Origin of the sequence: Nisaea nitritireducens, from assembly GCF_014904795.1 — a bacterium.
Taxonomy (GTDB): domain Bacteria; phylum Pseudomonadota; class Alphaproteobacteria; order Thalassobaculales; family Thalassobaculaceae; genus Nisaea; species Nisaea nitritireducens.
Map to the genome: position 1 here is coordinate 1 of NZ_JACZFS010000039.1, position 12,148 is coordinate 12,148.

Sequence of the window (12,148 nt, forward strand, 5' to 3'; positions counted from 1 at the left end):
CCTTGATCGGGGGCGTCCCGGACCTGCTGGTTATCTATCTGCTGTTCTTCGGCGGCAGCATGGCGGCCATGGCCGTGGCCCGCGTGTTCGGCTACGAGGAATATATCGAGATCGACGCTTTCGCCATCGGCACCATCGCGCTCGGCACCATCTCCGGAGCCTATGCGACCGAGGTGATCCGGGGGGCCGTTCTCGCCGTGCCGAAAGGCCAGATCGAGGCGGCGAAGGCCTGCGGCATGAGCCGCTTTCTGCTGTTCCGCCGCATCATGGTGCCGCAGGTAGCGCGGTTCGCGCTGCCGGGGCTTGGCAATGTCTGGCAGCTCACCCTGAAGGACACCTCGCTGATTTCCATCGTCGGGCTGGTCGAGATCATGCGGCAGGCTTCGGTCGCCAGCGGGTCGACCCAGAAACCCTTCACGTTCTATCTGGCGGCGGGCGTCCTCTATCTCGTCCTGACCGCCTTTTCGAATAAAGGGTTCGGCCTGGCGGAGCTTTGGGCCAACCGTGGCGTCAGGAGGGCCTGAGCCATGGATATTGAGTTGATGGCGGAAGCCTTCCCGAAAATCCTGAGCGGTTTGCCGGTCACCATGGTGCTGGCAGCATCGTCGCTCTTTCTTGGCTTCTTCCTTGCGATTGTCATCGCGCTGCTGCGGACTTCCCGGTTCAGGCCTTTGGCGGGTTTCGCCTACAGTTTTGTCTATGTTTTCCGCGGCACGCCGCTGCTGGTGCAGATCTTCCTGATCTATTACGGCACCGGCCAGTTCGAAGCCGTACGGGAAAGCTTTCTCTGGCCGGTGCTGCGCGAAGCCTGGTGGTGCGCGATCCTGGCGCTAACGCTGAATACCGGCGCCTATACCAGCGAGATTATCCGCGGCGGTATCCAGGCCGTTCCTTTTGGCCAGATCGAGGCCGCCAAGGCCTGCGGCATGAACGCGGTCATGCGATTTCGCCGGATCGTCTTTCCGCAGGCCATTCGTCAGGCCCTGCCCGCCTATGGCAATGAGATCATCCTGATGATCAAGTCGACCTCGCTGGCCAGCACAATCACACTGCTGGAGATGACCGGCATTGCCCGCAAGATGATCTCGCAGACATACAAGCCGCTGGAAATTTTCCTGATTGCCGCGGTCTTTTATCTGACGCTGGTCTTCATCGTGACACGTCTCGTGGCATTCATTGAATACAGGCTCAGCCCGGAACGGCGGGATGCCGTGCGCACGCCTGCTGTCAAGGATTTGAGGACGGCATCGGTTGGCGAAATTGACATCAGATAGAGCCGGGGATGTTTCCTTTCGGCGGGCGGACGCCTCCGATAAAGGATCTATACAAGGCTGGCTGACAGCACCCCACGTAACCCGTTGGACGCATAAGGTCTTCTCACGTATCGGTGCGGCACTTGAGGGGCTGCAGGGTGGCACGGACACGGAGCTTCTCATTGCGGAAATCGACGACCGTACGGCCGGTTGTGCCTATGTCTATGGTGCGCACGGCGATCCATCCTGGAGCGCTATTCCGGATGTTACCCCGCAAACTCGCGCCATAGATTTCCTGATCGGCGAGCCGGACCTGCTGAACCGGAAACGGGGGCAGGCAATGCTGCGGGCTCTTAGTCTTTTGACCTTCGAGGATCCTGGCATCGACCGTATCGTTGCCTGTCCTCATGCGGACAACTGGCCAGCGGTCATCGCCCTTAAACGCGTTGGTTTCCGCGAGAAAGGGCGCCACCCGGACCCGGCCATGAACGCGATGTATCTGACCGTGACGCCGGCAACCCTGAAGCGCTGATTCCTGGACGCCAGTTCCCGGCTCCGTGGTGCATTCGTTCCGGGTTGGCATTTGTTTCGCGGGTGTCGCAAAAGTAGACTGCGAAAATGGCAACAGACGCTGGGGCAACCGCCTCCAAATCCCTCACGAATTCCTACGGCATGGCCGTTCTTTTCATGCTCGGCGCGATCACGGTTCTGCCCTGCATGAATGTGCTGGCGCGGTACCTTTCCGCTGAGTATTCGACCACGCAGATCGTCTGGGCCCGCTATACGGGGCATCTTTTGTTCGCGCTTGTCCTCTTTATGCCGAAGCACGGGATCGGGTTACTGCGGGCGCAGAAGCCGGGCGTTCACATTATCCGTTCCGTGCTGATGTTCTGTTGCACCTGTATGTTCTTCCTGGCGCTTCGCTATATCGACGTGCCGATCGCCAGTGCGATCAACTTCACCTCGCCGATCATCGTGACGGCCCTTGCGGTTCCGTTCCTCGGCGAGAAGGTTGGGGTACGGCGCTGGGTTGCCGTTCTTATCGGCTTCTGCGGGGCGCTGATCATCATCCGGCCGGGAGGCGCGGAAAGCCACTGGGCGATGTTCCTGGTCATAGGCACCGCATTTTTCTATGCGGTCTATCAAGTGCTGACACGCAAATATGCGAGCAGCGATTCCGCCGAAACCTCGATCACCTATATCGCCCTGATCGGTGCGCTGATGACGACTGTTGCGCTGCCGTTCGATTACCGGCTGCCGACCAGCGCGCTCGACTATGGCCTGTTCATCCTGATCGGGTTTCTCGGCGGGCTTGGGCACTTCCTCGTCATCAAGGCCTTCCGACTTGGCGAGGCCTCCCTGCTGTCTCCGCTCAATTACGGGCAGTTGCTGATGGCGACGCTGCTGACTTTCCTGATCTTCGGAACCTTGCCCGATGCGGTGACCTGGCTTGGCGCCGGGATTATCGTCGGGAGCGGGCTCTACATCACTTATCGTGAAGCACAGCGAGCGCGGTCCAACCGGATCGCCGCCGAAGCGGTCGCGGAGCGTTAGCTCAAACAGGAAGGGTCTTAGAGGCCAAGATCCGATCGTGCCCGCTTGGCAAGGCGTTCCATTACCGGTTTCCAGTCCAAACCCTCATCCTCTCGCCGGATATCGACTTCAATCGAGGGGAAGAACGGCATGCGGCTGGCGCCAAGCGAGACCCAGTTCAGGAGATGCGGCATTGTGTAACCTTGCTTCCCGAGTGCGCCGGCCAGGCTGAGCACCAGATTTTGCGGGGAAACCACGGCATCAAGCACGGAGATCAGCGCGACGACCCCGTCCAGGTCATTGGTCAGATCAAGCCCGTCGGGCCGCATGATGCGGACATCGTTTTCCGCCTCAATCCGGGTCAGTTCTTCCGCGTCCTCATCATATTGCAGGGTCACGAAACCGGCGCCGGGAATGTCGAGAATGGGGCCAAGGTTTCCGGGACCCGGATAATAGACAGCTTCGAGATCACGCTTCGCCCGAGATCGCCAGGACAGTCCGATCCAGGGACCGTCTCCTTTGCTCGAGAGCCAGCGCCTCCAGTACGCGACCTTGACCGTATCGGGCACCAATATGGCAGACGTGTTCGGGAAGCGCGTTTGATCCTGGCGGAAGAGTTTCGGCAGACTGCCTGTTGCTACTTCATGGGTGCATCCCCGTTCGCCGACAATCGTCGCGTAGTCGGCAGGGTGGAGGCGCTGCTCCTGCTTCCGGATGCGGTCAAAAAAGCGAAACTCGGGGAAGGATCGCTCAAACAGGGCGCGGAGCCGGTCCGTGCATTCGATAGTGACGCTTCCAAGCTCTCCCCGTACCAGACGTTCCTGCAATTCCGGAAAGCAGGTGGCGAACATGACCTCGTCGCCAAGGCCCTGTTCGGCATAGACGAGCAGATGGATGTCGGGACCGGAGATGTCCGGGGTCCAGCGTTGCTGCGGCAGATTGCGCGTCATTCTCCGGAGTGGGATCAGGCGGGCTTCATAGAGTGGCCAGCCGCGTGCCATATCGCCGTTAGCCAATAGGTAGATCGCGAGATTGAAGGTAATGGTCGGGTTCTGAGGATCGAACCGCATGGCTTGCGCGCCGCTTGAGATGGCGGCTTCAATCTGGCCGGACCGATAGAACGCCTGAGCGAGATTTCCGAAAGCCTCGCTATCCGTCGGTGCTGCTATCGTTGCCATGCGGCCGTACTGCATTGCCGCTGCGACATCATCTATCTCAAGAAGCGTGGCGGAGAGTGAAGACCAGAGGCGTCCGGCTTCGGGAGTGATGAGCAAGCCGTTCCGGACTGCCCGTTCCGCACCCGCCCGGCGGGTCATGCGGCGCAGCAGAGTGCCGAGATGTTCCCAGTGTGTTGAGTCCGTTGGAGCGCGCATGCATGCCTGCTTCAGGCAGGCCAGCGCTTCGGCGTTCTGACCCAGACGGATCGCGCAACTTGCCTGACGCGCCCAATAGTCGGCACGCAGAGGCTCTGTTTTTGAAGCGCGGCGAAACCACAGGAGGGCTCTGGGATCGTCCGAGGCGTGAACATAGAGCGTTGCCAGATTACTCAAGACGCTGCCGCGCCCGGGCTCAAGTAATAGAGAGCGCCGAAAGGCGCGCACAGCTTCCGGGCCGTGTTCAGGCAGACCGGTACAGGCGACGCCGAGGTAATCGTATACGGCGCTTTGACCAGCATCGGCGGCAAGGCAATCCCTGTAATAGCCGATAGCGGCCTCAAGATTACCAGACCGGTGTGAGGCGAACGCGGCCTGCAGTAATGTCGCGCTCATTTGGCTGCCTTCGATCTGAGTGTGGCGGTAATTTCGGAGACGGTCTGCTCCCAACCATCCTCAAACGGCTTTGCGAAGCTCTTGATACTCGGGAAGCCCGGAAAGCCATCCGTGCCGTACTGAACAAAGAGCGGTTGGGGATGGAACAGCCAGGTCTCCTTGCCGAGGGCGCCACCGATCCAGCCGAGTGTGCTGCTGGGGCAGATCAGGACGTCGACTGACGAGACAAGCGCGAGTATGTCGTCGAAATCATCGGTAAGGTCGAGGTCCGGCAGGACCGTTGGGGCGTGACCCGTCTCTCGTTCGAGCGTTTTGATCTCCGTGTCCCAGTTTTCACCGTACTGGATTGAGAATACCTGCACCTCCGGCAGGGCGAAAAGCGGCAACCAGTCTTTCAGGGCGGTATAGTGAACGTCTCGGAAAGCCGAGCTTTTGCGTGACCTCCAGGCAAGGGCGACCTTCAGCCTGTCGCCGGTTTGTCCGAGCATGTTTTGAACCTGAAGTATCCGTTCCGGGTTTGGTTTCAGGTAGGGCCGGGTCTTTGCGAAATCCGAAAGCGTCCGGCGGAAATAAAGGGCGAGGCTGCCGGCATCGATGGCGTAATCGACCGGCTTGTCCTTTGGCAGCCAGTCATACTTCTGCACCGGCCGGAAACCATCTCCCGCTCTTGCATAGGCATGCACCAGCGCATCGGGAAAAGAGCGCCGGAAAACCGGAAGCAGGCGCTCATCGCATTCGATCACAAGCTCGGCGCCCTGCTGCGTGACTTCGGGAAGGATGGAGGCATAGAGGATTTCGTCCCCGACGCCTTCCTCTGCGCAAACCAGCAGGCGTTTCCCGGCCAGTGGCTCTCCCCGCCAGACAGGGGGCAGGCCGATCCGTCGCACCCGGTCCGGCATCTTGTGCCGCCATTCGCGCTCCAGCCAGCCTTCTTCCAGACGGCCTGCCGCTAGCAGCCGGATGGCATGGCGCAGATGGATTTGCGGATCGTCAGGGGCGAAGCGGAGCGCATCTTCGGAATGCTGAATCGCCTGCTCGATATTGCCCGAGAAATAAGCGAGTTCGGCGAGACCCGTATGGGCCGCGGCATAACAGGGTGCAAGCAGGATGGCGCGCTTAAACCAAGTTCCGGAGGGCGTATAGTCCCGCAGGTTGAAGAGCAGAAACCCGAAACTGTTCGCCGCCTCGGCCAGAGCCGGATTGAGAAGGAGCGCGCGTTTCAGCGAGCGTTCCGCTTCTTTCAGCTTGTCCCGGTCCATCAGGGTTGTGGCCAGATTGGCGTGGGTTTCTTCGCTGATGGGGGCAAGGGAGGCGGCTTGCCGATGTGCTGCCTCGGCCTCCTCAATGCGGCCGTCCTTTCGGAAGGCATTTCCGAGATTCATATGCGCGTTGGCGTGGCCGGGTTCTTTCCGGATGGCCTGCTGCAGGAAACCGATAGCCTCGGCAACCGCGCCACGTTCCTGCAAGAGCGCCCCGAGATTGGCGAGTGCATCAACAAAGCCGGGCGCCTTGGCGAGGGCTTGGCGGTAGGCGGCTTCCGCCTCTTGCGGTTTCCCCAATGCCTTCAGGATCTGGCCGAGATTGCTGTGGAACTCCGGTCGCTCGGGCGAGATCTGCACGGCGGCTTCGACAAGTTGGCGCCCGGTTTCATGCTGTCCGCTCTGATGCATCAGCACGCCGAACAGATGCAGCGCATCCGGCTCTCGCGGGGAGCGCTGCAACACCTGCTGGTAAAGCGCGGCCGCCTCCGGCAGCCGGCCCTGCTGGTGGTGTGCGAGTGCCTGCTGCAGCAGGTTCTGGGTTTCCGGAGCGGGCATGTTTGTTTCGTCGTGAGTCCTTTGATCACCAGCTCAATGAATGTTGGAGTTTAGCTGCTCGTCGAGATGGTGCGAATGTTCACAAGGCATCACGTAAGATGCTCACAGTCTACGGGCTTCTGTGGTTATCGCATCCGTAACGGGTTTCCAGGGGGCTGAAGCCAGCTTCACGAATCCTTTGATGCTTGGAAACCCAGGAAAACCCTCTGTCCCCATGAGCAGGAAACTCGGAACGATTTCAAATTGCCAGACAGGTTTTCCGAGACTTGCACCGACCCAGGAAAGGGTACTGCTTGGACAGATCACACAGTCGACCGAAGCGGCGAGAGCAAAAATATCCTCGAAATCATCAGTCATATCGACGCCTTCGAGTACATGCAGGCGAGCACCGAAATCACGCCTTGCATCTGAAATTTCCTGCTCCCAGCCAGAACCGTACTGCATTGAGATGACCTGGATGTCCGGCTCTGTCAGCAAGGGCTGCCAATCCTTGAGGCGTGTATAGTATATATCGCGGAACGGGTTCATGTCCTTTGATCGCCACGCAAATCCGATTCTGGGGCCGGGCGGCAATGCGGCCAGCTTCGATTGTATCTGCTCCATCCGCTCCGCCGAAGCGGTGAGGTATGGTTTCTGATGAGCGTAGGAGGCGAGATCCGGACGCAGTAGCGCGGGGAGGCTGCCGCCGTCGATGGCATAGTCGACAGGCGGTTCCTGCGGTAGCCAGTCGTAATCATGCATTGGCCGGAACCGGTCGCCGCTGCGCTTGTAGGCATGCACGAGGCAATCCGGAAAAGAGCGCTGGAAAACACTCAGCAGACGCGGCGCGCACTCGATGACGACGGACGTTCCCTCTGCCAGCAGGTCGGGGATAAGCGACGCGTACAGGATCTCGTCGCCGACACCTTCTTCCGCGCACACCACAATGCGTTTGCCAGCCAATGGCTCGCCCTTCCAGCGCGGGGGAAGGCCTGTGCGCTGTATGGCGTCCGGCCGCTTCAGGCGCCACTCGAAGTTCTGCCAGCCCTCATGTATGCGTCCGGCGGTGAGCTGGCGGATGGCGTGCCGAACTCGGATTTGCGGATCGTCCGGTGTCAGGGCGAGGGCCTGTTCCGAAAAAGCCAGGCAGCCGTTTACATCGCCTTCGAAATAACTGACTTCCGCCAGCCCGGAATAGGGCGAGGCATAGCGTGGCTGAGCCGCAATGGTTCGCCGGAACCAGCGACGAGACTCAGCGAGCGCGAGAGCGGTTATGCCAAGAAAAGCGTAGCTGTTGGCCGCCTCGATCAGAGCCGGGGAAACCAACAGGCACTTCCGCAATAGGCGGCGCGCATCGTCATGGCGACCAAGATCTATCTGGTTCGTTGCCTCGGCAAGCAGGGCAACGGGATCGGCGGGGCTCAAGCTGAGCAGGCGACGAAAAAGCGGTGCCGCCGCAACAACCTGACCTAATGCGCGCCGCGCTTCTGCGAGTTCCCGAAATGCGCCGGTGTCGGAAGGATCAAGCACCAGTGTCATTCGAAAGGCGGTATCCGCTTCCGTCTGGTGCCCGAGGCGTTGAAGAATACGCGCCCTGTTGCCGCGGAAGCTGGCCTGTTGCGGCGCTATGGCAATGGCGGCGTCGACAAGTTTCAGGCCTTCTGCTGGCTTGCCCGCCTGATGTAGCAGGAAGCCCAGCAGGTGCAAGGCATCCGGATGCTGAGGATTTGCCTTGAGCACCTTCTGATAGAGCGGTGCCGCCCCGGCGAGATCGCCGGCTTGATGCTTTTGCAGGGCCTGATGAAGCAGAGCCTGCGGGCTGTCATCCGTCATTTTAGTCTGTGAAGCCCTGGATCATGTCCGCCGCGAGCGGCTCGCCGCGCTTCAGGGCGCGGGTTGACGTTTTGCCGAGCACGCTTTTCAGGTGTCTCGGCGGCAGGCCGTTGGCGGGGCGGATGGAGCGGACATTCTCGCGGGTGAGGACCTCCCCCTCGGCGATGTCATCAACCACATAAAGCGAGCGGCGCATCGGCAGTGTAATCAGCTCGGCTGCGGTCGGCCGGTAGTTCGGTTTGCCGATGGCCGCGTGGACCGAGCGCAGATCCCTGACCAGTTTCTCCAGCTCCGCCGGCTCCAGCGAGAACACGCTATCGACCCCGCCATCGGCCCGGCTGAGAGTGAAATGCTTCTCAACCAGCACCGCGCCAACGGCGACGGCTGCAGCGGCGACGATGTTGTCCAGCGTGTGGTCCGAGAGACCGATCGCTACATCAAGTCGCTTTGTCAGATCCGTGATGGTCGAGAGATTGGCCTGATCGACCGGGGTCGGATAGCCACTGGTGCAGTGCAGGACGAGGATCTCCGTCGCCCCGGCGCCGCGGGCCGTGGCAACCGCTTCCTCGATTTCTTCGAAACTGGCCATGCCGGTGGAGATGATCAGCGGTTTTCCTGTCCGGGCACATTGCTCGATCAGGTCAAGATCGACAATCTCCGGAGAGGCTATCTTGTAGGCGGGCGCATTCAGCCGCTCCAGAAGCTCAATGGCTGTCGGATCGAACGGCGCGGAGAACATCGTGATGCCCTGATTACGGGCATGGCTGAACAGTTCCGCATGCCAGTCCCAGGGGGTGTGGGCCTCTTCATAGAGCTCGTAGAGCTTGCGGCCCTTCCAGAGCCCGTCATTGATCAGGAATTCCGGCCCGTCATGATCGATGGTGATGGTGTCGGCGCGATAGGTCTGGATCTTCACCGCATCCGCGCCCGCCGCCTTGGCGGCATCGATCAGGGCGAGGGCGCGCTGGATATCGCCATTATGGTTGCCGGACAGTTCCGCGACGACATAGGGCGGGTGATCCGGGCCGACCGGGCGTCCGTTGATCTTGAAGGTACTGGCCATGGTTCCCGTGACTTGGCGGTGTGAAAGCGCCAGAATAGCTTGTTTTACCGAGGGATAGAAGAGATGGCGGCAGAGTGAGCTTGGGGATGCTGGCAATTCGGGCCGACGCGGACGCGCGGATTGGTCTTGGCCACGCCATGCGCTGCTTTGCGCTGGCGGAAGCGTGGCGCGCGCGCGGCGGTGATGCCGCGTTTTTCTCTGGCGCCGCACTGCCCGATCCGGTGCTTTCCCGGCTCGACGGTGCAGGTATCGCGCGCCGGGTGTTTGCCTCGCCGGATAATGGAGATGAGTTTGCCGAAGCGGCGGCCGGGATTGGCGCCCGCTGGCTGGTTGTCGACGGTTCCTTTGCGACGCCGGATTATCTCGACAGGGTACGGAATGCAGGGCTGCCGATGCTGTTGCTCGATGATGCGGCATCTGCGGCGCGCTATCCCTGCGATCTGCTGCTGAATCAGAATGTTCAGGCGTTGGAGGAGGCCTATGCCGGGCGCACAGAGGGAAAGGTTCTTGCCGGGCCTCGTTTCGCGCTGATCCGTGCGGACATGTGCGAAAACGTTCGGTCCCGGATCATCGCGGACCGGCCGCAGCGCATTCTGGTGCTGGTCGGCGGCGCGGATCCCGGTGGGCATCTTGAAGCGCTGGCGCAGGCGGCGGAGCAAGCGCTGTTGAAAGCCGGTTTTGGAGATGGCCATGTTGATGCGGTGATCGGCCCGGCGAGCAACTGGCAGCCGCCAGCGGATGCGGGCCCGGTGATCTCCTATCATCGCGGCGTGAAGGATATGGGCTCATTGATCGACAAGGCGGATCTGGCGATCTCATCCGCGGGCTCCACAGTCTGGGAGCTGTCCTTGCACGGCACGCCGATGATCCTCGGCGCCAGCGTTCCGGTGGAGGAGCCGGTAGGCGCGGGCATGGCGGCCAAGGGGGCGGCGCTCTATCTCGGCCGCCTTTCGGAATGCCCGGCGGAGCAACTGGTGGCGGAAACTGTCAGGGTGTTGCAAGATTCAGCCGCGCGCCGAAAACTCTCCACCACCGCATCGGCCCTTGTCGACGGGCGCGGGGCGGAACGGGTGATCGACGCTATGCTGGGATTGAAGGCGGGGAACGTGAGTTTGTGAAAACAGTCGTGATCATTCAGGCGCGCATGACGTCGACGCGCCTACCCGGCAAGGTGCTGAAGAAAGTCCTCGGCCGCCCGCTGCTCGGCTACCAGCTTGAACGGGTTGGCCGCTGCCGCACGGTGGACGAGATCGTCGTCGCGACCACGGTGAACGCAACGGACGATCCGGTGGCGGAGTTCGTTGCCGGAGAGGGGCTGCGTGTCTGGCGCGGCTCGGAAGCGGATGTGCTGTCGCGCTATGCCGAAGCGGCGGAGATGGCCGGTGCCGATCTCGTCGTGCGTCTGACCGCCGATTGCCCGCTGATCGACCCGGCGCTGGTGGATCAGGTTGTCGAGACACTGCGGGACAGCAGCCCGCCGCTCGATTACGTCTCCAACACAACGCCGCGCACGCTGCCCATGGGGCTCGATGCGGAGGGGATCCGGGGCACAGCCCTGATGGCGGCGCACCGCGAGGCCGAGGCCCGGCAGGAGCGGGAGCATGTCACGCCCTTCCTCTATAACCACAAGGACCGGTTCGCCTGCCGATACCTGTTGCACGAGCCGCCGATCACCGGCCATCGCTGGACGGTGGATCATCCGGAGGATTTCGAGCTGGTCCGCCGGATTCTCGAAGCGCTCTATCCGGTGAACCCGGCCTTCACCTATCAGGACGTGCTGGCTTTGCTGGAGCAGCACCCGGACTGGCCGTCGATCAATCGCGGGGTGTATGAACGCCCCCAGCCCGTGAAGAATGACAGCGGCGCCTATCCCGAGCAGGCCTGAGCCGCCGCTAAACCGGAGTAACCCGATGACGGACACTTACCGCACCGAGCAGGAAGCCTTCTGGGCCGGGTCGTTTGGCAATGGTTATATCGACCGGAACAGGGACGCCGCCATCCTTGCCTCCCGCACGGCGATGTTCACCCGCATCCTGTCGCGTGCGGGGACGGTCGGCTCGGTGGTCGAGTTCGGCGCCAATATCGGTCTCAACATGCTGGCCCTGCGCACGCTGCTGCCGGAAGCGAAACTCTCCGCCATCGAGATCAATCCCGAAGCGGTGAAGATCCTGCAGACGCAGGAGCGGCTGAACGTCCATCACGGCTCGATCCTGGAGCCGCAGGTGGAGACGTCGCACGATCTCTCCTTCACCTCCGGTGTGCTCATCCACATCAATCCGGAGGCGCTGCCGAGCGTCTATGACAATCTCTATGCGGCGAGCGGGCGCTATATCGCGCTGTCGGAATATTACAACCCGGCGCCCGTCGCGATCCCATACCGAGGGCACGACGACCGACTGTTCAAACGCGACTTCGCCGGCGACCTGCTGGACCGCTTCCCGGACCTCGCGCTGGTCGATTATGGCTTCTGCTATCATCGGGACCCGAACTTCCCCGCGGACGATATGACCTGGTTCCTGCTGGAGAAGCGGAAACGTTAAAAATTTATGATGAATTCAATCACTGATCAGACTTAATAATTTTCTTCTCACGCAATGGGATATGTTCGTTCTGTTTAATGGCGCTTCATAAGGTAATACACCTACACCCATTCAAAAAATTTACGTACTCGGGCAGCCACGACAGACCCCGGCGCGTTATCGTATCCAACATTAGATAGTGATTCGGATTGTTTTTCTTCAGTGTTTGTGTGTTGCGATTTATTTGACCAGGGGATTGATGCGTATCTTAAACCTGATTCGACTAACCATTTTGGAGACCATTGACCTAGTGAGATTGCCGCTTCAATTTCCCAATTATTGTTTAATAATTTTTCGATGTATATTCTTCCATCAGGGTAAT

General features: G+C 60.8%; 12 protein-coding genes. 7 read left to right on the forward strand and 5 right to left on the reverse strand.

From position 1 onward, the window contains the following. The 4 genes from IG629_RS13785 to IG629_RS13800 form a co-directional block, all read left to right on the forward strand. Positions 1-524, forward strand: a 524-nt coding sequence (locus IG629_RS13785) for an ABC transporter permease (protein ID WP_193172527.1), incomplete at its 5' end; no start/stop codon positions are given. A 3-nt stretch (positions 525-527) separates the two neighbouring features. Beyond that, a complete protein-coding gene (locus IG629_RS13790; protein WP_193172528.1) occupies positions 528-1,274 on the forward strand; it encodes an ABC transporter permease in 747 nt (248 codons plus the stop codon). Further along, on the forward strand, positions 1,261-1,785 hold the full coding sequence (locus IG629_RS13795) for a GNAT family N-acetyltransferase (RefSeq protein WP_193172529.1): 525 nt from the start codon (positions 1,261-1,263) through the stop codon (positions 1,783-1,785). Before IG629_RS13790 ends, IG629_RS13795 begins: the two co-directional genes overlap by 14 nt. Before the next feature lie 86 nt (positions 1,786-1,871). Then, positions 1,872-2,807 (forward strand): DMT family transporter, encoded by a 936-nt coding sequence (locus tag IG629_RS13800; protein ID WP_193172530.1) that lies wholly within the window; start codon positions 1,872-1,874, stop codon positions 2,805-2,807. A gap of 17 nt (positions 2,808-2,824) precedes the next feature. On the opposite strand, the gene IG629_RS13805 is transcribed toward IG629_RS13800, so the two are convergent. From IG629_RS13805 to pseI, 4 genes are all read right to left on the reverse strand, one after another. Continuing rightward, positions 2,825-4,555 (reverse strand): tetratricopeptide repeat protein, encoded by a 1,731-nt coding sequence (locus tag IG629_RS13805; protein ID WP_193172531.1) that lies wholly within the window; start codon positions 4,553-4,555, stop codon positions 2,825-2,827. Beyond that, positions 4,552-6,372 (reverse strand): tetratricopeptide repeat protein, encoded by a 1,821-nt coding sequence (locus IG629_RS13810; protein ID WP_193172532.1) that lies wholly within the window; start codon positions 6,370-6,372, stop codon positions 4,552-4,554. Before IG629_RS13810 ends, IG629_RS13805 begins: the two co-directional genes overlap by 4 nt. A gap of 102 nt (positions 6,373-6,474) precedes the next feature. Further along, positions 6,475-8,184: a tetratricopeptide repeat protein gene (locus tag IG629_RS13815; RefSeq protein ID WP_193172533.1), complete on the reverse strand. Its 1,710-nt coding sequence runs from the start codon at positions 8,182-8,184 to the stop codon at positions 6,475-6,477. A gap of 1 nt (position 8,185) precedes the next feature. Then, positions 8,186-9,247 carry a pseudaminic acid synthase gene (pseI, locus tag IG629_RS13820; RefSeq protein WP_193172534.1) on the reverse strand — a complete coding sequence of 354 codons (1,062 nt, stop codon included), beginning with the start codon at positions 9,245-9,247 and terminating at the stop codon, positions 8,186-8,188. Between the two features lie 86 nt (positions 9,248-9,333). Here pseI and IG629_RS13825 point away from each other — a divergent pair, with 86 nt between their 5' ends. The 3 genes from IG629_RS13825 to IG629_RS13835 are packed head-to-tail and all read left to right on the forward strand — an operon-like array spanning position 9,334 to position 11,787. Beyond that, positions 9,334-10,365 (forward strand): PseG/SpsG family protein, encoded by a 1,032-nt coding sequence (locus tag IG629_RS13825; RefSeq protein WP_193172535.1) that lies wholly within the window; start codon positions 9,334-9,336, stop codon positions 10,363-10,365. After that, entirely contained in the window at positions 10,362-11,132 is a 771-nt protein-coding gene (locus IG629_RS13830) for a cytidylyltransferase domain-containing protein (protein WP_193172536.1), read from the forward strand. The genes IG629_RS13825 and IG629_RS13830 overlap by 4 nt, the downstream gene beginning before the upstream one ends. A gap of 25 nt (positions 11,133-11,157) precedes the next feature. Then, complete coding sequence (locus IG629_RS13835; RefSeq protein ID WP_193172537.1) at positions 11,158-11,787, forward strand: pseudaminic acid biosynthesis-associated methylase; 630 nt, start codon at positions 11,158-11,160, stop codon at positions 11,785-11,787. Positions 11,788-11,888: 101 nt separating this feature from the next. On the opposite strand, the gene IG629_RS22680 is transcribed toward IG629_RS13835, so the two are convergent. Then, positions 11,889-12,148: hypothetical protein (locus IG629_RS22680; RefSeq protein ID WP_226886719.1), on the reverse strand; the 260-nt coding region annotated here is incomplete at its 5' end.

Excerpts from the sequence above, each read along its gene's own strand:
- IG629_RS13790 (WP_193172528.1), top strand. The coding sequence starts at position 528 with ATGGATATTGAGTTGATGGCGGAAGCCTTCCCGAAAATCCTGAGCGGT.
- IG629_RS13825 (WP_193172535.1), top strand. The coding sequence starts at position 9,334 with ATGCTGGCAATTCGGGCCGACGCGGACGCGCGGATTGGTCTTGGCCAC.
- IG629_RS13815 (WP_193172533.1), bottom strand. The coding sequence starts at position 8,184 with ATGACGGATGACAGCCCGCAGGCTCTGCTTCATCAGGCCCTGCAAAAG.
- IG629_RS13835 (WP_193172537.1), top strand. The coding sequence starts at position 11,158 with ATGACGGACACTTACCGCACCGAGCAGGAAGCCTTCTGGGCCGGGTCG.
- IG629_RS13810 (WP_193172532.1), bottom strand. The coding sequence starts at position 6,372 with ATGCCCGCTCCGGAAACCCAGAACCTGCTGCAGCAGGCACTCGCACAC.
- pseI (WP_193172534.1), bottom strand. The coding sequence starts at position 9,247 with ATGGCCAGTACCTTCAAGATCAACGGACGCCCGGTCGGCCCGGATCAC.
- IG629_RS13805 (WP_193172531.1), bottom strand. The coding sequence starts at position 4,555 with ATGAGCGCGACATTACTGCAGGCCGCGTTCGCCTCACACCGGTCTGGT.
- IG629_RS13800 (WP_193172530.1), top strand. The coding sequence starts at position 1,872 with ATGGCAACAGACGCTGGGGCAACCGCCTCCAAATCCCTCACGAATTCC.